The sequence below is a fragment of the Burkholderia oklahomensis C6786 genome, assembly GCF_000959365.1.
Classification (GTDB): Bacteria; Pseudomonadota; Gammaproteobacteria; order Burkholderiales; family Burkholderiaceae; genus Burkholderia; species Burkholderia oklahomensis.
On sequence record NZ_CP009556.1, the window covers coordinates 2,229,877 to 2,251,341 of the forward strand.

Here is a 21,465-nt window from a genome sequence, read left to right on the forward strand (position 1 = left end):
AATGTAATCCAGCCAACATTACCAAAGATTCAACATAAGAAAATTCCTGCCATTCGATAAGAGTTTTAAACGTTCAATAAATAAATCAATGAAACGCGATTTATCGAACTTCAGAACCGGCGCGCGCCGCCCGCCGGAGCGATGCGAATCGCGCGGACACGCCGGCCGTCTCATTCGATGCATCTTTTCGACCGCTTTTTGCGGCAAGCGCACGAAAAGAAAAACGGCCCGAGAATTTCCCGGGCCGTCCTCTTTGCCTTGCCGAGCGTGACGGAAGCGCCGCGCTACGCCTCGAGTTTCTCGAGCACCTGCCCTTTCGTCTCGATGCCGACGAAATGCACGGTCAGCGCGGCGACGAGCGGCACCGCCGCGAGCAGGTAGAACGCCGGGCTCAGATCGCCGCCGACGATCGCGCGCGGCACCACCATCGGCGCGACGAACGACGCGATCTTCAGCCACGCGCTGCCGAGCCCGCAGCCGGCGGCGCGGATGCTCGTCGGATACTGCTCGGGCGTGTACACATAGGACGTGATGAACCCCGACGCCATCAGGCCGAGCGCGAGCGAGCAGAACGCGGCGACGACGTACACCGACGACGCGTGATAGATCCCCGCGAACACGAGCGACAGCGCGCACAGCACGAACGACCAGACGATCACCGGCTTGCGGCCGACCACGTCGACGGTGAGCGCCGACACGAGCGAGCCGACCACGCCCATCACCGAGCCGATCACGGCGAGGTTCAACGCGAGCTGCAGCGGCGCGTGATAGAAGTTCTTGTAGATCGTCGGCAGCCAGGTCGAGAGCCCATACTGGATGAATCCGCAGGTCGCCCACAGCGTCGCGACCGCCAGCGTGCGCTTCAGATAGGCGGGCCCGAACAGATCGACCATCCGGCGTTTCGGATGACTACGCATGAGCGTGTCGAACTCGCCTGCGTGCGCCACGGGAGGCAGCGGCCCCTTCACCGACGATTCGAACACATGCAGCGCCCGCCCCGCTTCGTCGAGCCGACCGCGCGCGGCGAGCCAGCGCGGCGACTCCGGCACGAGCCGCGTCAGCACGAGCGCGAGCACGAGCGGCATCCCGCCGATGAAGTACATCACCTCCCAGCCGAAGCGCGGCACGAGCCACGCGCCGAGCGCCATCGACGCGAGCAGCCCGATCGGGAACACGATCTCGTACAGCAGCACGAAGCGGCCGCGGCCGTGCGCGCGCGTGATCTCGTTGATGTAGGTCGCGGCGACCGGCAGCTCGCCGCCGAGGCCGATCCCCTGCATGATCCGCAGCAGCACGAATGCTTCGAACGTCGAAGCGAATCCGCATGCGATGCTCGTCACGCCGATCACGGCCGAGCTCCATGCGATCGCGCGCACGCGGCCGTACTTCTCCGCGAGCGCCGGGAACAGGAACGCGCCGAGCAGTTGACCGATCGCGCCCGACGCGATCAGCATCCCGACCTGATTCGGCGAGAGCCCCCACTTGTGGATCAGGAGCGGCAGCGTCGCCGCGATCGTGATCACGTCGAAGCCGTCGAAGAACGTCGCGGTGCCGATCAGCACGCGCGCGCGGATCTGCATCGCGTTCGCGGGCAGCCGCTCGAGGCGCGCGATGATCGCGCCGGGGGTCGCGGCGCTCGCCGCCGCTTCGGCCGCGGACCCGCCCGCGACGGCGCTTTCCAGTGTGCTCATGCGTGTGTTCTCCTCCATGTTGTCGTTCTCGTCGATCAGGCGAGCGCCTTCGTCGTGTCGGCCAGCGCGGCGACGTCGATCGCGCGTCCCTGGCTCATCCATTTGCGCGCGAGCTTCAGGTCGCGCGCCGAATTGATCGCGATCACGCCGCGCAGCGCGCCGTCCGTCAGAAAAAACAGCGTCGCGCGCTTTGCCGCGACGTCGCCGCGAATCACGAGCTGCGCGTCGGCAGGCAGGTCGCCGAGAATCTGCAGGTTCACGTCGTATTGATCGGACCAGAACCACGGAATCTCCGCGTACGGCGCGCGCACGCCGAGCACCGCCTTCGCCGCGGCGATCGCCTGGTTTTGCGCGTTCGCCCACGATTCGAGCCGCACCCGGCGCTTCAGCCATGCGTTCGGATGGTTCGCGACGTCGCCGCACGCGAAGATCGCCGGATCGCTCGTCGCCCCGTATTCGTCGACGACGACGCCGTCGTCGACGTGCAGCCCGGCGTCCGCGGCAAGCGACGTGTTGAGCGCGAGGCCGATGCCCGCGACCGCGATATCCGCGTCGACGGTCGTGCCGTCGGCGAGCGTCGCGCGCACGCGGCTCGCGTCGTCCGGGTGCGCATCGAGCGACGCGAGCGACGCGTTCAGGCGCACGTCGACGCCGTTCGCGCGATGCAGCTCGAGCAGGAAATCGGACACCGCGTCCGGCACCGAGCGCGCGCACAGCCGCGGCGCACCCTCGACGACGACCGCGTCGACGCCGAGCTTGCGCGCGGTCGCCGCGACTTCGAGCCCGATCCAGCCGCCGCCGATCACGAGCACGCGACGGCTCGCGCGCAGCTTCTCGCCGAGCGCGACGGCCTCGTCGAGCGTGCGCAGGTAATGAAGGTTAGGCATCTTGACGATCGCATCCGGCAAGCGGCGCGGCGCGCCGCCCGTCGCGATCACGAGCCGGTCGTATTCGACCTCGCGGCCCGACTCGGTGCGCACGACGCGCCGCGCGCGATCGATCGACGCCGCCCGCTCCGGCTGCCACGTCTCGACCGCGAGCGCGCCGAATTCGTCGGGCTGCACGACGCGCACGGTCGAGATATCCGCGTCGCCCGCGAGCACGGCCTTCGACAGCGGCGGCCGCTCGTACGGCAAATGCACTTCGTCCGCGATCATCACGATGCGCCCGGCGAAGCCTTCGCCGCGCAGCGTCTTCACCACCCAGCCTGCCGCCTGCCCGCCGCCGATCACGACGACGGCCCGCGGCGCGGCCTCCCCTGCGGCATTCGCTTGCTCAGTCATCTTTGCGCTCCGTCATGAACTTGCCTTCCGGCGCCTGCGCGTGCTTCTGCCGGCGCGTGTCGCCGTCGAGGCCGCCGTCGATCGCCCACTCGGCGAACACGGTCGGGCCCGGTTCGAACTCGCGCGGCTGCCACGCGGGCGTCAGCATGTCCTCGTCCGCGTAGTATTCGATGAGGCCGCCCGCCGGATTGCGGAAGTACCAGAAGTACGCGGACGACACCGGATGGCGTCCCGGCCCGAGTTGCGTCTCCCAGCCGCAGCGGCTGATGTGCATCCCGCCGCCGAACACTTCGTGGATGTCGCGCACCGTGAACGCGACGTGGTTCAGGCCGCGCTTGCCGTTCGGGAGCGCGAGCAGGAACAGGTCATGATGGCCGCCGTGCGGCGCGCAGCGCATGAACGCGCCGCGGCCCGGATAGCGGTCCGACGTCTCGAAGCCGAGCAGCGTGTGGTAGAACGCTTCCTGCTCGGCGAGCCGGTTCGTGAAGAACACGACGTGCCCGACTTCGATCGGCTCCGCGCGCTCGTAGATCGCGGCCGGCTGATCGACGCGCAGCGTCTCGCCCCACACGTTCGGCAGCGAACCCTTCACGTCGACGGCGCGCTTGCGCGTCACTTCGATGCGGATCGCCATGCCGTTCGGATCGATGCAGCCGATCGCGTCGTCGATCTCGTAGTGGCCCGGCTGGCCGGCGAGCCTGCCGCGCAGCGCGTCGAGCTCCGCCCGCGTGCCGACGCCCCATGTCACCTCGCGCAGCGTCGGGCCTGCCTCGAACGCGGGCGGCAGCGACGGATCGCTCGCGTCGACGACGAGCACCGTGCAGCCGTTCATCGTCTCGAAGCGCACGTGCGTCGCGTCGCGCGCGACCTCCGTGAGGCCCCAGTCCGCGAAGAAGCGGCGGCACGTCGCGAGATCGGTCACGCCGTAGGTAATCTGTTCGATGCCGAGAATGCTCATTCGATGGTCCTTTCCGTCAGTTCGCCCACGGCAGCGGCGAATCGTTCAAGCCCCAGTAGAGGCTCTTCTGCTGCATGTACTCGCGAATCCCGAGGCTGCCCTTCTCGCGGCCCATCCCGCTTTCCTTCCAGCCGGAAAACGGCGTCGAGATCGAGAACTGCTTGTATGTGTTGATCCACACGGTGCCCGCGTCGAGCGCGCGCGCGACGCGCCACGCGCGCTTGTAGTCGCGCGTCCAGATGCCGGCGGCGAGGCCGAACACGCTGTCGTTCGCTGCGGCGACGAGCGACGCCTCGTCGTCGAACGGCAGCGCGACGAGCACCGGCCCGAAGATCTCTTCCTGGCAGATGCGCGCGTGGTTCGACAGGCCGTCGAGGATCGTCGGCAGATAGAAGAAGCCCGCGTCGCGGCCTTCGCCCGTCGGCCGCTCGCCGCCGCACAGCACGCGGCCGCCTTCGTCGCGGCCGAGCGCCACGTAGCGCTCGATCGTGTCGCGATGCTGCGCGGTGACGAGCGGGCCCATCTGCGTGCGCTCGCTCGCCGGATCGCCGACGCGCAGCTTGCGCGCCGCGTCGACGAGGCGCGCGACGAACGCGTCGTAGATCGACCGCTGCACGAAGAGGCGCGAACCGGCGATGCACGATTCGCCTGACGAGCTGAAAATGCCGTACAGCACGCCGTTGACCGCGTGATCGAGATCGGCGTCGTCGAACACGATCGTCGGCGACTTGCCGCCCAGCTCGAGCGACAGCGGCATCAGCTTCTCCGCGGCGAGCCGCGCGATCCCGCGTCCGACTTCGGTGCCGCCCGTAAACGACACCTTCTTCACGCGCGGATGGCGCACGAGCGCGTCGCCAATCACCGAGCCCTTGCCCGGCAGCACCGAGATCACGCCGGGCGGCACGCCCGCCTGCTCGCAGAGACGCGCGAGCGCGAGCGACGCGAGCGGCGTCACCTCGGCGGGCTTCAGCACGACCGCGTTGCCGGCCGCGAGCGCGGGGCCGAGCTTCTGCGCGTCGGACGCGATCGGCGAATTCCACGGCGTGATCGCCGCGACGACGCCGAGCGGCTCGTGCACGCTCATCGTCATGTAATCGCCGCGCGACGGCGTCAGTGCCTCGTCGAGCGTCTCCGCGCACGCGGCGAAGTAGCGGAACGTGCTCGCCGCGCTCGCGACGAGCGCGCGCGTCTCGTTGATCGGCTTGCCGTTGTCGCGCCGCTGCAACTGCGCGAGCGCCTCGTGATTCGCGTGGATCAGATCGGCGATCCGGTACAGCACGGCCGCGCGCTGATGCGGCTTGAGGCCGGCCCAATTCGCGCGGCGCCACGCGGCGTCGGCGGCCTCAACCGCTTCATGCGCGTCGGCCGCGTCGGCCATGTGAATCTCGGTGTTGCGCGAGCCGTCGGCCGGATAGAAGTTCGGCGTCGTCGCGCCGCGGCCGCGGCGCCACTCGCCGCCGATCAGGATCTCGCCCGACGGCACGAGGGAAGAATCGAATGCAGTCATGATGATGGGTGTCCCAGCCGGTTCAGATCATTCAGATCACGCAGTGCGACGCGCGGTTGCGCAGCGCGCGGATCGCGCTGAACGCCGTGAGCGCTGACGTCTTCGGGTTGTCGGGCAGCGGCTTGCCGCTCATCTCGATCGACATCTCGCCGAACGCGCCGCGCGCCGTGATCCGGTGCACGTTGCGCGTCACCGCCGGGTCCGCGATCAGGCGCACCTTCGTCGCGTCGAGGCCGATGCCCGCCAGCGCGACCGTCGCCGCGACGTTCGCATTCTTCGGATAGAGCCGCGCCGCGTCGCGCGCGCTGCCTTCGAAGATCGTCTGCTCGGCCGTCAGCGCGCGCAGGTCGCACAGCGTTTCCGCCGGCGTGCCGAGCCAGCCGAGCGGCGGCTTGCGGCCGACGTACAGCACGTCGTCGAGGCCGCCCTGCTTCGCTGCCGCGAGCGCGTCGATCCCGCCGATCGCGCCCGACAAGAGCGTCAGCGTCGCGCCGCCTTCGTCGGCCGCTTCCGACAGCGCGTCGAGAAGCGCGAGATCGGACAGCGCGCCGATCGACGCGACCGCGCAATCGGTGCCCGCCTTCAGCAGCGGCACGACGTGGTCGACGAGCGCGCCGTGCCCCGCGCATTCGAGCGCGAACTGCGGGCGGCACGCGAGCGCATCGACCGACGACACGACGTCGATGCGCCCGCCGAGCGCGCCGCGCACCGCGTCGCATTGATGCTCGGGCACGATCACGTGCGCGACGCGCAGCGCGGCGTCGTGCTCGACCGCGCGGTAGACGGCCGCGCCGATCGCGCCGAAGCCGATCATCGCGACGTCGACGGGAGCGTGGGCGTTACGCATATTGGCGCTCCGCGGGCGTGTCCTTCTTGACGGGCGGGCCGGCGAACGCGGTCGCGAACGAGCCGACCGACAGCATGTCGACCTCGACCAGCACCGGGCCGTCGTGCGCGAGCCCTTCGTGGACGATGCGCTCCGCGTCGTCGAGCGACGTGATCCGGTGGTGCGCGAGGTTCAGGCTCGCGCAGAACTGCGCGAAGTCCGGCTGATGCAGCTCGACGTAGCAGCGGCGGCCGCCGTATTGCGCATCCTGGATGTTGCGGATCACGCCGTAGCACTGGTCGTTCATCAGCACGATCATCACGTTCGCGTTTTCCTGCACGGCGGTCGCGAGCTCGCCGACGTTCACCATCAGGCCGCCGTCGCCGACGAGGCACACGGTCTTCGCGGCCGCACCGGCGAGCGCCGCGCCGATCGCCATCTGCATCCCCTGGCCGATCCCGCCGCCCAGCGCATGCACGCCCGCGCGCGGCGCGAAGATCTGCAACAGGCGGTTGCCCCACGTGCTGTTCGAGATCGTCACGTCGCGCACCCAGTTGTAGTCGCGGCCGACCGCCTGCTGCAGTGTGTCGACGAAACGCTTGTACGGGCCGAGCCCCTTGCCGACGTCGGCGACCGCCGCTTCGCGCGCGGCCGCGAGATCGCCGGCGAAGCGCGGATCGACGGCGAGCCTGCCTTCGAGCCGGTCGGCAAGCTCGGCGAGCACGCGCTTCGCGTCGCCGTGCACGAACAGGTCGTTGCGATAGCCGCGGTTGTCGGCGAGCGCGTCGGCGTCGACGCGGAAGAGCGGTCGCGGCAGCGCGAGCTTGTACTTCAGCGTCTCGTTGCCGCGCAGCCGCGAACCGACGACGACGACCGCGTCGCACGTCTTGTAGAAGCTCTCGACGGCCGCGTGGACGTTGAACGCGCCGAGCGTCGCCGGATGATCCTCGGGCAGCACGCCGCGCCCTTGCACGCTCGTGACGACGCCGAAGCCGAGCGCAACGAGCCGCTCGACCTCCGCACGCGCGTGCCGCGCGCCGCCGCCGAGCCACAGGAGCGGCCGGCGCGCGCCCGCGAGACGCTCGGCGAGCTGCGCGACGCGCGCGCCGTCGTGCTCGCGCACCGCGACGTGCGCAGGCGCGAGGTCGTCCGGCCATTCGATTTCGGCCGCCTGGATGTCGATCGGAATCTCGACCGACACCGGGCCGCTCGGCGCGGTCATCGCGACGCGCACCGCCTCGCGGATCGTCGGCAGCACGGTCTCGACCGTGCGCACGCGATACGCGGCCTTCGAGATCGCGTTCAGCATCGACAGCTGATCCGGCGCTTCGTGGATGTACGCGAGATCCTGGTCGAGGTAAGGCGTCTCGATCTGCCCCGTGATGTGCAGGAGCGCGGTGCCGGCCGTCAGCGCCTCGACCATCGCGCCCGCCGCGTTGCCCGCCGCGGTGCCCGTGCTCGTGAACGCGACGCCGAGCCCGCCCGACACGCGCGCGAGGCCGTCGGCCATGTTGACGGCGCCTGCTTCGCCGCGCGCGCCGACGTAGCGGATCTTGCCGCGCGTATGGATCGCGTCGAGGATCGGCATGTTGTGAATGGAGATCACGCCGAAGGCGGTCTTCACGCCGCATTGTTCGAGGAAGGCGGCAATCAGCTCGCCTACCGTGGTGGTGGTTTTGTTAGACATGGCGTGCAAAGCCTCCTGATACGTCGATATGGCTGCCCGTCGTGTACGACGACAGATTCGTTGCGAGATAAAAGAGCGCCCACGCGGCCTCGCCGGGCCGGCCGAAGCGCGCAAGCGGAATGTTCTTCTTCGCGGCGAGCGCGGCCGTCCACGCTTCCCACGATTCAGCCGGATCGGCCTGCGTTTCGTAGCGCCGCCGCCACTGCCCCGATTCGACGATGCCGATCAGGATCGAGTTGACGCGGATGCGCTCGGGCGCGAGCTCGGTCGCGAGCGACTTGACGAGGCTCATCACGCCCGCGCGCGCCGACGACGTCGCGACCATGTGCGGCTCCGGCTGCAAGGCGAGCAGCGAGTTCACGCAGGTGATCGTCGGCGCGGCCGACGCGCGCAGCAGCGGCAAAAACGCGCGCGTCGGGCGGATGACGCTGAAGTACTTCAGTTCGAGCTCGTCGCGCCACGCATCGTCGGTCGTGTCGGCGAACGTCGACACGCGGCCCTGGCCCGCGTTGTTGACGAGCATGTCGGCGCCGCCGAAACGTTCGGCGACCGCCTGCGCGAACGCGTTCACATCGGCCTCGTCGAGCACGTCGCAGCGCGCGGCGAGCACGCGCTCGCGCGGGAACTGCTGCGCGAGCCGCGCCTGCGCATTCGCGAGCCGCTCGTCGTCGCGGCCGCATATCGCGACCGACGCGCCCGCGCGCAGGAAAAGCTCGGCCGTCGCGTAGCCGATGCCGGACGAGCCGCCCGTCACCACGGCGACCTGCCCGCTCAAATCGATCTGGATCATCGCAATCCCAATGCCTTCAAATAGGTGTTTTCGTCGTCGGGCCGGTAGTTCAGCCGCCGCGACAGCTCCGCCGCCGCGCGCAGCACCTTGTCGATCAGCCCGTCTGCGACGAGCGACGCGTCGATCTCCGGCCGCGGCACCGTCACCGTGACGACGGCGACGATCTTGCTCGCGTCGTTGCGCACCGGCGCCGTAACGACCGAGATGTCGCGCTCGAACGCCGAGTTGCCGATCCCGTAGCCGCGCCGCGCGTCGTCGCGGATCACGCCGAAGAGCGCGTCGACGGTCTCGGGCGTCGCCTTCGTCACGCGCTCGAGCGCCGGCTCCGGATACAGCGCGCACAACTGAGCGAGCGACAGGTCGCCCATCAGCACGTGGCCGTGCGTCGTCGCATGCGCGGGCAAGCGCGTGCCGACGTTCACCCGCACCGAGCCGAACGCGTGCCCCGCGTTCTGCGCCTTCGCGACGAACACGACGTCGCGGCCGTCGCGGATCACGATGTGCGTCGTGAAGCCCGTCGCGTCGCGCAGGCCTTCGATCACCGGCAAGCCGAGATCGGTCAGCTCGAGCGAGCTCAGGTATTCGAAGCCGAGGCGCAGCACCGCGACGCCCAATCGATAATTGCGGTCCTTGTCCGCGCGCTCGAGAAAACCGAGCGATTCGAGCGTTTGCAGCAGACGGAACACCGTCGTGCGCGGAATGCCGAGCCGCTTCGACAGCTCCGGCGCGCCGAGCACCGGCTCGCGCGGCGAGAACTCCGCGAGAATCCGCAGACCGCGCTCGAGCCCCGGTACTACGTAGTTCGAATCGTTTTTCGCGTCGTCGGCGTCTTTCAGCAGCGGTTCGCTCATGCCGCACCTCGCAGTCCGTCGCACTGACGGCAAAACGCGTCGATCAGCGCGCCATACGTATCGGGCGCTTCTACGTAGCCCGCGTGCCCCGCGCGCGGGATCACCTGCAGCCCGACGCGCGCCGCTTGCGCGATCCGCTCGCATGCGGCGGGCGGCGTGATCGCGTCGTCCGCGCCGACCGCGACCGCGACGCGGCCGCGGTAATGCACGAGATCGGTCGCGAGATCGGCGTTCGCGAGCAGGTGCGTCGCCTGTGCGTAGCCGGCGGGCACGATCCGCGCCATGTTCCAGCGCACCCATGCGCGCGCCGCGTCGCTCGCATGCGCGGACAGCATGTTCGCGCTGCGCTGCTCGGCGAGCCCTTGCGGGCCGAGCGACGCGAGCAGCGCGAGACGGCTGTCGCGCCGCTCGGCCCGCACGTCGGCGGGCGCGCCGCCATAGCCGCCCGCGGGCGAAATCAACAGCAATCCTGAAAGACGCTCGCCCGCGGCGCGCGCGAACGCACCGGCGACGATCGCGCCGAGCGAGTGGCCGACGAGCACGCAGCGCTCGATCCGCAGCGCGTCGAGCCATGCGCCGAGCGACGCCGCGTAATCGGCCGCGACGGGCGACTCGGCGGCGACGCGCGACGACGCGCCGTAGCCGGGCGCGTCCCACGCGAGCGCACGGCGCGTCGCGCCGAGCGTATCGAGCTGCCGCACCCACGACGCCGCGCCCGACCCGATCCCGTGCAACAGCACGACGGGACAGCGCTCGCCGCGCGCGTCGCCGGCCTCACGGTAACCGATCGCGCCCGCTGCGCCCGCCGCCGCGCGCCGCTCGGGAAAGCGTTCGAGCAGTTCGGCGAACGGCGTCGCGCCGATGTCGTTCGTCGTCACGGAAATCGCGCTCATCGTCGTCGTCCGTGCATCAGCGCTTGATCTTCGCGAGCGGCGAATCCGGCGGATACGTCGGCGTGATCGGCTTCGGCGAGCCGAGCATCACGCACATCAGCGCGTCCTCCTCGCCGATGTTGATTTCGGTCCGATAGACGCCGGGCGGCACCGAGATCAGGTCGCGCTCGCCGAGCACCGCTTCCCAGGTCTCGCCGTCGCGCTCGCAGATCACCTTCATCTTGCCGCGCAGCACGAAGAAGATTTCCTCGACGTCCATATGGATGTGGCTCGGGCCGATGTTGCCGGCCGGAATCACCATCGTCGAAAACGTGAAGCCGCCGGCCGGCACCGTGTTCACGTCCTTCGCGACGCCCGTGCCGCCCGTGCCCACGTAGCGCATCTGCGCGCGGCGGTATTTCGGATCGAAATCGGCCTGGAACTTCAGTGCGTCCCAGTCGTAGCGACGCGTCGCGAAGCGCGCGACGCGCCCGTCCATCCATTCGGCGAAGCTCTCGCTCGCCGGCTGGTCCCACGATTTACGCTCGATATCGGCGTCGGCCATCGTCATCTCCTTCAAGAGTGCTAACAATCGATCAATGCATCACGAAGCCGCCGTTCACGGGCAGCAACTGGCCCGTCACGAAACGCGCGGCGTCGGACAGAAGGAACAGCACCGGCCCCGTCACGTCGGCCGGCACCTGCGCGCGCGGCAGCGCGCGGCCCTGCAGGTAATACTCATGGCGCTCGGCGGGCACGTAGGCCGTCGCCTCGACTTCGGTCAGGCCCGGCGCGATCGTGTTGACCGTCACGCCGTGCTCGCCGAACTCGCGCGCGAGCGCGTGCGTCATCGCGATCACCGCCCCCTTGCTCGCGACGTACGCGAGCAGCTTCGGCGCGCCCCACAGCGCGGTGTCCGACGCGAGATTCACGATCGCGCCGCGGCCCGAGCGCGCGAGATGCGGCAGCGCCGCGTTGCACGCGAGCCACACGCCGCGCACGTTGACGTCCATCACCGCGTCCCACGTGTCGATCGACAGCTCGGTCGCGAGCCTGCCGCCGGAATTCGTGATCGCCGCGTTGTTGACCAGGCCGTCGATGCCGCCGAGTGCGCGTGCGCCTTCGTCGACGAACGCGGCGACGCTCGGCGGATTCGCGAGATCGAGCGCAATGAAACGCGCGTCGCGGCCCGCGTCGCGCAGGCGCTGTTCGAGCGCGCGGCCTTCCGATTCGAGCACGTCGCCGAACGCGACCTTCGCGCCCGCCGCGACGAGCGCCTCGACGAACGCCGCGCCGAGCCCGCGCGCGCCGCCCGTGACGAGCACGCGACGGCCGGCGAGCGCGATCGCTTGCACGGGCGCGCTCATGCGCGCTCCGCCGCTTCGCCCTGCGCCGCGCGCTGCGCATCGAGCGCGGCGAGGTGCTCCTGCGCGCGCTGCCGCAGCATCCGGCGGGCGCGTGTGATGCCGACGTCGTGCTGATACAGGTATTCGTGATCGCGCGCGTTCGGCGCCATGCTCTCGAGCACGTAGCGGTCCTGCTCGAGCACCGCCCAATGCAGACCTTCGAGGCGGTTCCGGTACATGAAGCGCCATACGTCGCGCTGCCAGCCCTCGACCTTGCGGGTGCGCCAGAAATAGACCTGGCAGTGATCGTTGTCGATCGGCGTCGCGAAGCCGATGATTCCGAAGTTGCCGCCCGGGCCGAACTTGCGCTGATACGGAATCGCGAGGCGCAGCCAGATGCAGCCCGTCTCGCCGAGCTCGACCCAGTCGAAGTTCACGTCGCGCTGGTTGGCCTTCTCGAACATCAGGCCCGTCTCGGTCTTGCGCACGCGCATGTCGGCCTGCTTGTCGCCTTCCGCCATCGAATGCGACGTCGCGTGCAGATACGCGCCGTGCATCGGGTCCATCACGTTGTCGATCGCGTATTGATAATTGCAGGTCCAGTTCGACACGCACACGAACTGCGCATACTCGGGCGCGACGAGCTCGTCCGGCAGCACGAGCGGCGCGGGCTCGCGATGCGCGTCGTCGCCGAACCACAGGAAGATCGCGCCCGCGCGCTCTTCGACCGGATACGATTTCACGCACGCCTGCCCTTCGAGCGGACAGTTCGACACGGCCGGCACCTTCGTCACCGTGCCGCCGCCGTTCACCTCGACGCCGTGATACCAGCACGCGACGTGATCGCCGAGATTCCAGCCGAGCGAGAGCCGCGCGCCGCGGTGCGGGCAGCGGTCCTCGAGCGCATGCACCTGGCCTTGCTGATCGCGCCACAGCACGATCTGTTCGGACAGCCGAGTCATGCCGACGGGCGCGCTCGACACCTGCCAGCTCGGCGCGACGGGATACCAGTAGTTGCGGATGCCGCGGTCGAGATAGTCGCGGATCGGATCGGCGCCGGGATTCGTTTGGGCGGAAGACGTCATCTGTTTGCTCCGGAAGCGTTTGAGGTCGGCTGCGTCATTCGGCGAGCGCGGCGAGTTCCGCGCAGAAGCGATCGGCGGTCCACTCGGCGCCGTCGGGCGCGCGGAAACCGATGCGGTTCAAGCCTTCGACGACGTCGACCAGCTCGGTCGCGCCGCTCTCGAACACGCGCTCGAGCGCGTCGCCGAGATCGTTCTCGTACTGCGTCGGCTCGGCCTTGCGCGTCTGCCACACGAGATTCGGCATCTGCCCGGGGATCTCGATCTGCCCCTTGCCCGCGACGTGGTTCGGCTGCGGCGCGCGCCACGGCTTCAGAAGCGGGTTGAAGTTCACGGTCGTCTCGTTCATGTCATTCCACCTTGATCTGGATTTCCTCGCCGGCGAGCCGCACCGCGTACATCTTCAGCGCGCGGCCGCCCGGCCCCTTCAGGCACTGGCCGGTCTTGATGTCGAACACCGCCTCGTGCAGCGGGCACTCGACCGTGCCGTCGTCGACGAAGCCTTGTGTGAGAAGCGCGTAGGCGTGCGGGCAGACGTTTTCGAGCGCGTACACCTCGTCGCCGACTTGATAGATCCCGATCTCGACGCCATCGGTGCGCTTGAACTCGATCGGCGAATCCTCGGACAACGCGCCGGCGTGTCCGGCGCAAACCCATTGTTCAGACATCTCACACCCTTCCTTCAAATCGACCCATTCATTTGTTCCAAATACGGAACGTTAGTTTATGGATGGTGATTATAGGAGCGTGCCTTGAAGATCAAAATAAAAAGCTGCAGCTCCTAGGGAAAACACCGAGACTCGGATTCGGCACGATGCGCGGTAACCCAGGCCCCGCCGGCGCGACGCGGCAATTTCGGGTTTTCCATTGATTTTTCATAACGTTAGCGAGATGTCGTCGGACGAATCGCGCGCATCGCCCCGATTCGAAAATTTATTTTGATCCGGCCGATTTCCGCCCCTATACTCCATTCCACCAAAGGCACGCGGTTCCATACATGGAACATTAGAAGGCCGAAATTCAGTCGTGGGAACGCGCGTGGCCGACTCTTTCGCGCGCGGCCACCGCCCGCGTCATTCGGAGCAAAGGTCAGGAGATCAGATGGTCAAGCATGCGGTAGCAGCATTACTCGGGGCGGGCGCCGTCGCCGGCGCGTGGGCGCAGAGCAACGTCACGCTGTACGGCAGCCTCGACGCCGGCGTCGCCTACGTGAACAACGTCGGCGGCGGCGCGAAGTGGTCGATGATTCAGGGCAACACGCAACCCGATCGATGGGGCCTGAAAGGCGTCGAGGATCTGGGCGGCGGCCTGAAGGCGATCTTTCAGCTCGAAAACGGCTTCTATACGAACAACGGCCAGATGGCGGCAGCGGGGACGATGTGGAACCGCCAGGCGTTCGTCGGCCTGAATTCGGACAAGCTCGGCACGCTGACGCTCGGCCATCAGACGCCGTTCAACTTCGACTGGCTCGATCCGCTGTCGACCGCGTTCCTCGCGCAGAGCTGGTACGCGTTCCATCCAGGCAACCTCGACCAGCTCGCGGACACGAGCACGGTGCCGTTCAACAACTCGGTCAAGTACCGTTCGCCCACTTACGCGGGCTTCACCGCGGGGGCGATGCTCGGCTTCGGCAACACGACGAACTTTTCGACCGGCCGGACGATGAGCTTCGGCGTCAATTACGCGAACGGCCCGTTCAAGGCGGCGGCCGTGTATTCGAACGAGCACGATCAGGCGTTCTCGATGGCGACCGTGGGCGGCATCGCCGGACCGGGCGGCACGTTCCAGGGGATGCCCGTCGCGAGCTACGTCGCGCAGAAGGCGGAGAACATGGGCGCGGGGCTGTCGTACCAGTTCGGCCCGCTGCTCGTCCACGGCCTCTACACGCGCGTGAAGCTGCAGGCGAACGGCCGCTCGGACACGTTCCAGAGCTACGACGCGGGCGCGAACTACCAGACGTCGCCGTTCAACGTGATCGCGGGCGGCGCGGCGACGTCGACGCTCGCCGGCCGCCGCTGGACGCAGCTCGAACTCGGCGACATCTACTCGCTGTCGAAGCGCACGCAGCTCTATGCGAACGTGCTGTACGAGCACGCGGGCGGCAACGCAAAGGCGGCGTTCTTCACGGCGGGTGCGTCGAGCACGGCGAACCAGGTGATCCTGCTGACAGGGATTCACCACTCGTTCTGAGCGCGGTGCGGTGCTGCGCTTGCGTGCGTGCGTCGTGGCATGCGCGCAGTGCGGCTTCGCATCGCGGCAACGCGGCGTCGCGGCGTCGCGCGCGGATGCAAAAAACCCCCGCTTCGCGCGAGGGTTTCGTCTTCTTGCAGTCGGCGAATGGAACGAGCATCGATCGATTCGCCCCGGCGGCACGGCTGCCGGTCCGTTCGCCGACCATCGCGGCGCACATCCCGCGCCGCCCGCATCCAAGCATGCGATTAAAACAACGCGACCTTGTGCCGCGCGTGCGCGACGGTCGGATCGCTGTCCAGCGGCCGGTAGTTGAGGCGCTGCGACAGATCGACGGCTGCGCCGCACACCGTCTCGACGAGCCGCTCCTTTTCTTCGGCGGCGCCGATCTCCGAGCGCGGCACCGTCGCCGTGATCGCCGCGACGATCGAGCCCGAGTGATCGCGCACGGGCGCCGTCACCGCCGAGATCCCGCTCTCGAACGCGCCCTCGCTGACCGCGTAGCCGAGACGCGCATAGTGACGCACGCGCTCGTACAGTTCGTCGACGGTCGCGGGCGTATGCTCGGTGAACGCCTCGAGCCGCTTTTCCGGATAGAGCTGGCGCATCGCATCGCGCGTCAGGTCGCCCATCAGCACGTGGCCGTGGACGGTCGCGTGCGCGGGCAGCCGCGTGCCGACGTGCACCTTCACCGAGCCGAACATCGGCGCATTGCTCTGCGCCTTCGCGACGAACACGACGTCGCGCCGGTCGCGGATCAGCAGATGCGTCGACAGACCGGTCGTATCGCGCAGGCGTTCGAGCACCGGCGTGCCGAGGTCGGTCAATTCGAGCGAGTTCAGATATTCGAAGCCGAGGCGCAACACGCCGACGCCGAGCCGGAAATGACGGTCGCCGTTCGCGCGCTCGATGAAGCCGAGCGCTTCGAGCGTCTGCAGCAGGCGAAACGTCGTCGTGCGCGGAATGCCGATCCGCTTCGACAGCTCCGGCGCGCTCAGCACCGGCTCGCGCGCGGAGAATTCGGACAGGATGCGCAACCCGCGCTCGAGCCCCGGGACGAGATAGGACGACGCGCCGCCCGCGGCTTCATCGTCGGCCGCTTCAGGCGCGGCGCCCGGGGCGGCCGCGGAATTGCGCGGATTGCCCGATGCGGCGTCGGCGGCATGCTTCGCCGCGGCTGTCGTAGTGGTTTTGGCCATGTCGGCTGCAGTGGACGGAAAGAAACCGAATCATAACGCGAAGGCTGCACGGTTTTGACGCGCCGGTGTCCCGGCCATCAACCGCTCACCCGCGAGCGGGCGCGGCGCGCGGCGGCGGGCGGCGCGATCACCCAGCGGAACGTCAGGTTGATCCGCTCGCCCCGCACGGCGGGCTCCTTCGGCACACGGTGCCGCCATTCCTGCTGCGTGCGCCCGCGCATCACGAGCAGGCTGCCGCTCGTCAGACGATACGCATGCGCGACGCCCTTCTCGTTGTGCCGCAGATCGAAGACACGTGTCGCGCCGAGGCTCAGCGACGCGATCACCGGCTCGGCGCCGAGCTCCGGCTCGTCGTCCGCGTGCCAGCCCATGCTGTCGAAGCCGTTGCGATAGCGGTTCAGCAGCACGCTGTTGAAGCGCGCGCGGCTCGTCGCCTCGACCATCCGCTTCAGTTCGAGCACGGCGGGCGTCCACGGCGCCGGCTCGTTGCGGATGCCCGAATACACGTAGACCGCATCCGCCTCGCCCTGCCACGCGGTCAGGCGCGGCAGCGGCAGCAAGCCGCGCGGCGTGCGCATCGTGTCCTGCCGCCAGGCGACCTCGTCGACGAGGCGCGCATGGAACCGGTCTGCGTCGGCGGGCGCGAGCCAATCGGGATGCCAGTCGACATCGGGTTTCGGCAAGTCGTCGAACAAATCGAACATGGTCGGTGAAAATCTCCGCATCCGGCTATCATCGCGGAATGGCGCGGACCGCACCTTGCGGCGCCGCGCCGCCCTGCTCAAATTCTAGCCGCGCGAACGCGAAGCCGTTTGCGCGCTCATCCGGATCCCGACATGACCCTTTCCGACGCCGCTCTCGATCAAATCTTGCGCACCGCGCGCACGCACAACGCCTGGCAGCCGAAACCGGTCGACGACGCGCTGCTCCATCAGCTGATCGATCTCGTCAAGTTCGGCCCGACGTCGGCGAACTCGAGCCCCGCGCGCTTCGTGTTCGTGAAGTCGCCTGAAGCGAAGGCGAAGCTCAAGCCCGCGCTGTCCGAAGGCAATCTCGCGAAAACGATGGCCGCGCCCGTCACCGTGATCGTCGGCATGGATCTCGCGTTCTACGATCACCTGCCGAAACTCTTCCCGCACGCGGACGCGCGCAGCTGGTTCGCGGGCAACGAAGCGCTGATCGAGGCGACCGCGTTCCGCAATTCGTCGCTGCAAGGCGCGTACCTGATCATCGCCGCGCGCGCGCTCGGCCTCGACGCCGGTCCGATGTCCGGCTTCGATCAAGCGGCCGTCGACGCCGCGTTCTTCGCCGGCACGCCGATCAAGTCGAACTTTCTCGTGAACCTCGGCTACGGCGACCCCGCCGGCCTGTTCCCGCGCAGCCCGCGCTTCTCGTTCGACGAAATCGCACGCATCGAGTAATCGCGCAACGGGCGGCGCGTTCGCGCGCCGCCGCCTCCCCCGTTTCTCCGCTCCCCGCCCCATGCGACGCGTCTCATCGTTTCTGCTGCGCCTCACGATCATCGGCGTGCTGCTGCACGTATACGTCGGCTTTCGTCTTCTTCCGGACCTCGCGTCGCCCGCCGCGCGCTATGCGGGCGCGCTGTGGCTCGTCGCATCGTGCTTCCTGATTCCGCTCGGAATGCTGTCGCGCGTGTTCGAGCGGCAGCCGCTCGGCGATCGCGTCGCATGGGTCGGGCTCATGGCGATGGGCTTCTTCTCGTCGCTGCTCGTGCTGACGCTCGCGCGCGACGTGCTGCTCGCGTCGCTCGTCACCGTCGACGCGCTCGCTCCCGGCGCGGTGTCGCTCGCGCACTGGCGCACGCTGACGGCAGCCGGCGTGCCGCTCGCGGCGCTTGCGGTGAGCGTCGTCGGCTTCGTCAATGCGCGACGCCGCGCGCGTGTCGTCGACGTCGACGTGCCGATCGACGACCTGCCCGCCGCGCTCGACGGCTTCACGATCGTCCAGATCAGCGACATCCACGTCGGCCCGACGATCAAGCGCGGCTATGTCGAGGCGATCGTCGATGCGGTCAACCGGCTGGAGCCGGATCTCGTCGCGGTGACGGGCGACGTCGTCGACGGCACGGTCGCGCAGCTCGCGGGCCACGCGGCGCCGCTCGGCCGGCTGCGCGCGCAGCACGGCGCGTACGTCGTGACGGGCAACCACGAGTACTACTCGGGCGCCGACGAATGGATCGCCGAGTTCCGCCGCCTCGGCCTCGAAGTACTGCTCAACGAGCACCGCACGCTCGAGCACGGCGACGGCCGGCTCGTGATCGCGGGCGTCACCGACTACTCGGCGGGTCATTTCGATCCCGCGCATCGAAGCGACCCGAGCGCGGCGCTCGCGGGCGCGCCCGTCGACGTGCGCATCCGCGTGCTGCTCGCGCACCAGCCGCGCAGCGCAACCGCCGCGGCCGACGCGGGCTTCACGCTGCAATTGTCCGGCCACACGCACGGCGGCCAGTTCTTCCCGTGGAATTTCTTCGTGCGGCTGCAGCAGCCGTTTACCGCGGGGCTCGCGCGGCTCAACGGGCTGTGGGTCTATACGAGCCGCGGCACCGGCTACTGGGGACCGCCGAAGCGGCTCGGCGCGCCGTCGGAAATCACGCGCGTGCGGCTCGTGCGCGACGGCGGGAACTAAGCGAGCGCGCTGCCTTTTATGGCGGCGCTGAACGCTGAACGCTGAACGCCGAACGCTGAACGCTGAACGCCGAACGCTGAACTCCGGCCCAAAGCGAGTACGTGCACATCCAGGCGCGCCCCCACTGGCCACATGAACTCGTGCGAAATATCGACGATTTTCGCCGCGACGTCGCCAACCCATCCGCATTCCCGCGTCGGCGCAGCCATCGCGAAACGCCGCCAGATGCCCGCCGCAGCCTCGCCGCGCCCCGCACCGCCGTCCCCTCGGGTTGACTCTCTCGACGGGTCGCGCCTAGAATGCCGGCCATCCATTCTTTCAGGAACCGTCGTGGACAGTAGCAGCACAACGTCCGCACGCCGCTCCGTCTGAACGCCTGCCTGCCGCGCCGATCCGCGCGCCGCGCGCGTTCACCGGAACGCGTGCGATTCCCCGTTTCACACAATCGCATTCATTCGCGCGCTAAAGTGGCGGGCGACGCAGTAACGCACGCGCGCCCACGAGGGCCGCTCGCGCCGCCGCGCCGCATCGCGCCCGGCGCACAAGGCATGGCAAAACACCAATGACTTTCGAATTCGCACTTCGCCTTTTCACCGCGTTCGCCTGCGGGGTCGCCATCGGCCTAGAACGGCAGATCCGCCAGCGCACGGCCGGCCTGCGCACGATCACGCTCGTCGCGAGCGGCGCGTGTCTTTTCGTCACGCTCGGCGTCCTGACGGGCAACGGAATTCCCGGCGTCACGCAAATCGCCGCGTACGTCGTCTCCGGCGTCGGCTTTCTCGGCGGCGGCGTCATCATGCGCGACAAAGGCTCGATCCAGGGCATCAACACCGCGGCGACCCTCTGGTGCTCCGCCGCGGTCGGCGTGCTGTCGGGCGCCGGCCACTTCCTGCCCGCGCTCGCGGGCACGGGCGTCGTGCTTCTGACGAACACGCTGCTGCGCGGCGTGAGCCAGGCGATCAACGCGACGCCGGTGTCGAACGCCGATCTCGTGCGCGAATACCAGATCACGGCGATCTGCCTCGCATCGGACGAAGTGCACATCCGGACGCTGCTGTCGAACTCGATGTATGCGAAGCCGCTGTCTTTCCAGAGCCTGACGAGCGAGGACGTGCCGCGCGAGTCCGACGCGCCCGAGCGCATCAAGGTGACGGCGACCCTCAAGCTGCATCCGAAGGATCAGCAGAAGCTCGAGCAGATCGCGAGCCGGATGAGCATGGAAAAGAGCATCTCGAGCGTGAGCTGGACTGCGAAGGAGGCCGAACCGTTGATGGAGTGACCGCCGCCGCGCGCTCACGGCGTCTCGATCAGCCCCATCGCGATCGCCTTCACGACGGCCTGCACCTTGTTCGTCGCGCCGAGCTTGTCGAGGATGTTGTTCACGTGGAAGTTCACGGTGCGCTCGGAGATGCTCAGGATCTGGCCGATTTCGCACGCCGTCTTGCCTTCGCCCGTCCAGCACAGCACTTCGCGCTCGCGATGCGTGAGCGCCACACCCGACTCGGGCGCGAGCTTCGGCACGAGGAAGCGGCTCATCAGCGAATGCGACATGTTCGCGAGCCAGTTCGCCTGCAGCGTCAGCTGATTGATCTCGGCGGACGTCAGCCGATCCGTGTGCCGTGCGATCGTCAGGAGCCCGAACACCCCGCGCGGCGCCCAGCTCGACTGCGCGACCCCGACGGCGAGCCCGTGATCGCGCGCGTCGTTCCACAGCGTCGTCCCGTCGCTGCGGCTTGCTTCGGGCCAGACGATCATGTTCGTGCTGAGCGCGCCGTCGCGCACGGTCGGATCGACCTCCAGGTAGTTCATCTCCTGATAGCGCTCCATCCAGCCGTTCGGATAGGTATCGAAGATCGCGACGGCCGGCTTTGAAATCGGCAGCGGCACGCGTATGCCATAGCAGCAATATTCGAAGCCGAGCCGCTTCGAATACGCGGCGATTTGTCGGAAGAGCTGCTGCTCGTTCTCTGCGGCGCTAAATTGAAGATAGGCATCTTGCCAGCGCAGTTCCATTCGTTCTCCAGCAGCTTCACGCTGTCATACTTGCTAGGTTTCAGCACGCGCGCGGACTGATACATTCCGCGGCATGAATTCACCATTGCTCCACCGCTTTCGCGGCCCATCCACCGACGGCTATGTGCGCCTGCCCTTGCACGCGCTCGCCGAACTGCAGCTCGTCCACGTATCGTCCGGAATCGATTCCGGATTGCTCGTCGAACTGCGCGCGAGCGAGGTCGACGCCCGCCTCGCCGGCTACACCGAATGGGAGCGGCCGTCGAGCGCAGGCGCAGTGCACCTCACGATCGGCTGGGACTGGTACATCGACGGCGTCACGGGCGCATTCGTCATCGCATGGGGCGACGTGCGCAGCAACGTGATGGGCATCGACAGCGACGGCGTCGACATCGGGATGGACCCGACGTCAGCCGCGCTGTCGCGCCGGCTCGCCCGGTTGAACTGGCCGGCGGCCGTCGCCGCTGCGATGCTTCGTCGCGGCGATTTTTCTTACGCAGGTCCCACCCTGCAGTGATTCGCGT

22 protein-coding genes are annotated in these 21,465 nt (G+C 68.4%); 5 read left to right on the forward strand and 17 right to left on the reverse strand.

The annotated features are described in order from the left end of the window. Positions 1–284: 284 nt before the first annotated feature. From BG90_RS27560 to BG90_RS27625, 14 genes are read right to left on the reverse strand one after another with little or no spacing between them, the layout of a single operon-like run. Entirely contained in the window at positions 285–1,691 is a 1,407-nt protein-coding gene (locus tag BG90_RS27560) for an MFS transporter (RefSeq protein ID WP_010118482.1), read from the reverse strand. A 35-nt stretch (positions 1,692–1,726) separates the two neighbouring features. Continuing rightward, complete coding sequence (locus tag BG90_RS27565; RefSeq protein ID WP_010118481.1) at positions 1,727–2,974, reverse strand: NAD(P)/FAD-dependent oxidoreductase; 1,248 nt, start codon at positions 2,972–2,974, stop codon at positions 1,727–1,729. Then, the gene (locus tag BG90_RS27570; RefSeq protein ID WP_010118479.1) at positions 2,967–3,932 is read right to left on the reverse strand and encodes a VOC family protein; all 966 of its coding nucleotides are present in this window, start codon (positions 3,930–3,932) and stop codon (positions 2,967–2,969) included. The genes BG90_RS27565 and BG90_RS27570 overlap by 8 nt, the downstream gene beginning before the upstream one ends. Before the next feature lie 16 nt (positions 3,933–3,948). Next, positions 3,949–5,439: an aldehyde dehydrogenase gene (locus BG90_RS27575; RefSeq protein WP_010118477.1), complete on the reverse strand. Its 1,491-nt coding sequence runs from the start codon at positions 5,437–5,439 to the stop codon at positions 3,949–3,951. A 31-nt stretch (positions 5,440–5,470) separates the two neighbouring features. Next, complete coding sequence (locus tag BG90_RS27580; RefSeq protein WP_010118475.1) at positions 5,471–6,286, reverse strand: aspartate dehydrogenase; 816 nt, start codon at positions 6,284–6,286, stop codon at positions 5,471–5,473. Further along, positions 6,279–7,952, reverse strand: a complete 1,674-nt coding sequence (locus BG90_RS27585) for a thiamine pyrophosphate-binding protein (RefSeq protein ID WP_045568477.1) — start codon at positions 7,950–7,952, stop codon at positions 6,279–6,281. The genes BG90_RS27580 and BG90_RS27585 overlap by 8 nt, the downstream gene beginning before the upstream one ends. Further along, positions 7,945–8,742: an SDR family oxidoreductase gene (locus BG90_RS27590; protein WP_010118465.1), complete on the reverse strand. Its 798-nt coding sequence runs from the start codon at positions 8,740–8,742 to the stop codon at positions 7,945–7,947. The genes BG90_RS27585 and BG90_RS27590 overlap by 8 nt, the downstream gene beginning before the upstream one ends. Further along, positions 8,739–9,593: an IclR family transcriptional regulator gene (locus tag BG90_RS27595; protein ID WP_010118463.1), complete on the reverse strand. Its 855-nt coding sequence runs from the start codon at positions 9,591–9,593 to the stop codon at positions 8,739–8,741. The genes BG90_RS27590 and BG90_RS27595 overlap by 4 nt, the downstream gene beginning before the upstream one ends. After that, positions 9,590–10,486: an alpha/beta fold hydrolase gene (locus BG90_RS27600; RefSeq protein ID WP_010118460.1), complete on the reverse strand. Its 897-nt coding sequence runs from the start codon at positions 10,484–10,486 to the stop codon at positions 9,590–9,592. The genes BG90_RS27595 and BG90_RS27600 overlap by 4 nt, the downstream gene beginning before the upstream one ends. Positions 10,487–10,502: 16 nt before the next feature. Then, positions 10,503–11,030, reverse strand: a complete 528-nt coding sequence (locus BG90_RS27605; RefSeq protein ID WP_010108747.1) for a cupin domain-containing protein — start codon at positions 11,028–11,030, stop codon at positions 10,503–10,505. A gap of 31 nt (positions 11,031–11,061) precedes the next feature. After that, positions 11,062–11,832 carry an SDR family oxidoreductase gene (locus tag BG90_RS27610; RefSeq protein ID WP_010118458.1) on the reverse strand — a complete coding sequence of 257 codons (771 nt, stop codon included), beginning with the start codon at positions 11,830–11,832 and terminating at the stop codon, positions 11,062–11,064. After that, positions 11,829–12,896 (reverse strand): aromatic ring-hydroxylating dioxygenase subunit alpha, encoded by a 1,068-nt coding sequence (locus BG90_RS27615; protein ID WP_045568478.1) that lies wholly within the window; start codon positions 12,894–12,896, stop codon positions 11,829–11,831. The genes BG90_RS27610 and BG90_RS27615 overlap by 4 nt, the downstream gene beginning before the upstream one ends. A gap of 34 nt (positions 12,897–12,930) precedes the next feature. Then, a complete protein-coding gene (locus tag BG90_RS27620; RefSeq protein ID WP_010108743.1) occupies positions 12,931–13,242 on the reverse strand; it encodes a recombinase-like helix-turn-helix domain-containing protein in 312 nt (103 codons plus the stop codon). Position 13,243: 1 nt separating this feature from the next. Further along, positions 13,244–13,561 (reverse strand): non-heme iron oxygenase ferredoxin subunit, encoded by a 318-nt coding sequence (locus tag BG90_RS27625; RefSeq protein ID WP_010108742.1) that lies wholly within the window; start codon positions 13,559–13,561, stop codon positions 13,244–13,246. Positions 13,562–13,994: 433 nt separating this feature from the next. Between BG90_RS27625 and BG90_RS27630 the strand changes: the two genes are divergently transcribed. Then, positions 13,995–15,083, forward strand: coding sequence for a porin (locus BG90_RS27630; protein ID WP_010118448.1), 1,089 nt, complete (start codon positions 13,995–13,997; stop codon positions 15,081–15,083). Positions 15,084–15,331: 248 nt separating this feature from the next. Here the strand turns inward: BG90_RS27630 and BG90_RS27635 are convergent, their stop codons facing one another. Both BG90_RS27635 and BG90_RS27640 read right to left on the reverse strand, forming a co-directional pair. Continuing rightward, positions 15,332–16,282, reverse strand: a complete 951-nt coding sequence (locus BG90_RS27635) for an IclR family transcriptional regulator (RefSeq protein WP_010118447.1) — start codon at positions 16,280–16,282, stop codon at positions 15,332–15,334. A gap of 77 nt (positions 16,283–16,359) precedes the next feature. Further along, on the reverse strand, positions 16,360–16,986 hold the full coding sequence (locus tag BG90_RS27640; RefSeq protein ID WP_010118445.1) for an alpha-ketoglutarate-dependent dioxygenase AlkB family protein: 627 nt from the start codon (positions 16,984–16,986) through the stop codon (positions 16,360–16,362). A gap of 132 nt (positions 16,987–17,118) precedes the next feature. Here BG90_RS27640 and BG90_RS27645 point away from each other — a divergent pair, with 132 nt between their 5' ends. The 3 genes from BG90_RS27645 (at position 17,119) to BG90_RS27655 (ending at position 20,207) form a co-directional block, all read left to right on the forward strand. Continuing rightward, positions 17,119–17,703: a malonic semialdehyde reductase gene (locus tag BG90_RS27645; protein WP_010108737.1), complete on the forward strand. Its 585-nt coding sequence runs from the start codon at positions 17,119–17,121 to the stop codon at positions 17,701–17,703. Positions 17,704–17,764: 61 nt separating this feature from the next. Next, positions 17,765–18,928 carry a metallophosphoesterase gene (locus BG90_RS27650; RefSeq protein WP_010118444.1) on the forward strand — a complete coding sequence of 388 codons (1,164 nt, stop codon included), beginning with the start codon at positions 17,765–17,767 and terminating at the stop codon, positions 18,926–18,928. A 562-nt stretch (positions 18,929–19,490) separates the two neighbouring features. Next, positions 19,491–20,207, forward strand: a complete 717-nt coding sequence (locus tag BG90_RS27655; RefSeq protein WP_010108732.1) for an MgtC/SapB family protein — start codon at positions 19,491–19,493, stop codon at positions 20,205–20,207. Positions 20,208–20,221: 14 nt separating this feature from the next. Here BG90_RS27655 and bpsR read toward each other — a convergent pair whose 3' ends face one another. Next, entirely contained in the window at positions 20,222–20,941 is a 720-nt protein-coding gene (gene bpsR / locus BG90_RS27660; RefSeq protein ID WP_010118443.1) for an autoinducer-binding transcriptional regulator BpsR, read from the reverse strand. A 73-nt stretch (positions 20,942–21,014) separates the two neighbouring features. Here bpsR and BG90_RS27665 point away from each other — a divergent pair, with 73 nt between their 5' ends. Further along, on the forward strand, positions 21,015–21,458 hold the full coding sequence (locus BG90_RS27665; RefSeq protein WP_010118442.1) for a DUF4902 domain-containing protein: 444 nt from the start codon (positions 21,015–21,017) through the stop codon (positions 21,456–21,458). Positions 21,459–21,465 lie beyond the last annotated feature (7 nt).

What these genes read in the sequence shown, in the direction of transcription:
- BG90_RS27560 (WP_010118482.1), bottom strand. Translation starts at nt 1,691, where the DNA reads ATGAGCACACTGGAAAGCGCCGTCGCGGGCGGGTCCGCGGCCGAAGCG.
- BG90_RS27565 (WP_010118481.1), bottom strand. Translation starts at nt 2,974, where the DNA reads ATGACTGAGCAAGCGAATGCCGCAGGGGAGGCCGCGCCGCGGGCCGTC.
- BG90_RS27570 (WP_010118479.1), bottom strand. Translation starts at nt 3,932, where the DNA reads ATGAGCATTCTCGGCATCGAACAGATTACCTACGGCGTGACCGATCTC.
- BG90_RS27575 (WP_010118477.1), bottom strand. Translation starts at nt 5,439, where the DNA reads ATGACTGCATTCGATTCTTCCCTCGTGCCGTCGGGCGAGATCCTGATC.
- BG90_RS27580 (WP_010118475.1), bottom strand. Translation starts at nt 6,286, where the DNA reads ATGCGTAACGCCCACGCTCCCGTCGACGTCGCGATGATCGGCTTCGGC.
- BG90_RS27585 (WP_045568477.1), bottom strand. Translation starts at nt 7,952, where the DNA reads ATGTCTAACAAAACCACCACCACGGTAGGCGAGCTGATTGCCGCCTTC.
- BG90_RS27590 (WP_010118465.1), bottom strand. Translation starts at nt 8,742, where the DNA reads ATGATCCAGATCGATTTGAGCGGGCAGGTCGCCGTGGTGACGGGCGGC.
- BG90_RS27595 (WP_010118463.1), bottom strand. Translation starts at nt 9,593, where the DNA reads ATGAGCGAACCGCTGCTGAAAGACGCCGACGACGCGAAAAACGATTCG.
- BG90_RS27600 (WP_010118460.1), bottom strand. Translation starts at nt 10,486, where the DNA reads ATGAGCGCGATTTCCGTGACGACGAACGACATCGGCGCGACGCCGTTC.
- BG90_RS27605 (WP_010108747.1), bottom strand. Translation starts at nt 11,030, where the DNA reads ATGGCCGACGCCGATATCGAGCGTAAATCGTGGGACCAGCCGGCGAGC.
- BG90_RS27610 (WP_010118458.1), bottom strand. Translation starts at nt 11,832, where the DNA reads ATGAGCGCGCCCGTGCAAGCGATCGCGCTCGCCGGCCGTCGCGTGCTC.
- BG90_RS27615 (WP_045568478.1), bottom strand. Translation starts at nt 12,896, where the DNA reads ATGACGTCTTCCGCCCAAACGAATCCCGGCGCCGATCCGATCCGCGAC.
- BG90_RS27620 (WP_010108743.1), bottom strand. Translation starts at nt 13,242, where the DNA reads ATGAACGAGACGACCGTGAACTTCAACCCGCTTCTGAAGCCGTGGCGC.
- BG90_RS27625 (WP_010108742.1), bottom strand. Translation starts at nt 13,561, where the DNA reads ATGTCTGAACAATGGGTTTGCGCCGGACACGCCGGCGCGTTGTCCGAG.
- BG90_RS27630 (WP_010118448.1), top strand. Translation starts at nt 13,995, where the DNA reads ATGGTCAAGCATGCGGTAGCAGCATTACTCGGGGCGGGCGCCGTCGCC.
- BG90_RS27635 (WP_010118447.1), bottom strand. Translation starts at nt 16,282, where the DNA reads ATGGCCAAAACCACTACGACAGCCGCGGCGAAGCATGCCGCCGACGCC.
- BG90_RS27640 (WP_010118445.1), bottom strand. Translation starts at nt 16,986, where the DNA reads ATGTTCGATTTGTTCGACGACTTGCCGAAACCCGATGTCGACTGGCAT.
- BG90_RS27645 (WP_010108737.1), top strand. Translation starts at nt 17,119, where the DNA reads ATGACCCTTTCCGACGCCGCTCTCGATCAAATCTTGCGCACCGCGCGC.
- BG90_RS27650 (WP_010118444.1), top strand. Translation starts at nt 17,765, where the DNA reads ATGCGACGCGTCTCATCGTTTCTGCTGCGCCTCACGATCATCGGCGTG.
- BG90_RS27655 (WP_010108732.1), top strand. Translation starts at nt 19,491, where the DNA reads ATGACTTTCGAATTCGCACTTCGCCTTTTCACCGCGTTCGCCTGCGGG.
- bpsR (WP_010118443.1), bottom strand. Translation starts at nt 20,941, where the DNA reads ATGGAACTGCGCTGGCAAGATGCCTATCTTCAATTTAGCGCCGCAGAG.
- BG90_RS27665 (WP_010118442.1), top strand. Translation starts at nt 21,015, where the DNA reads ATGAATTCACCATTGCTCCACCGCTTTCGCGGCCCATCCACCGACGGC.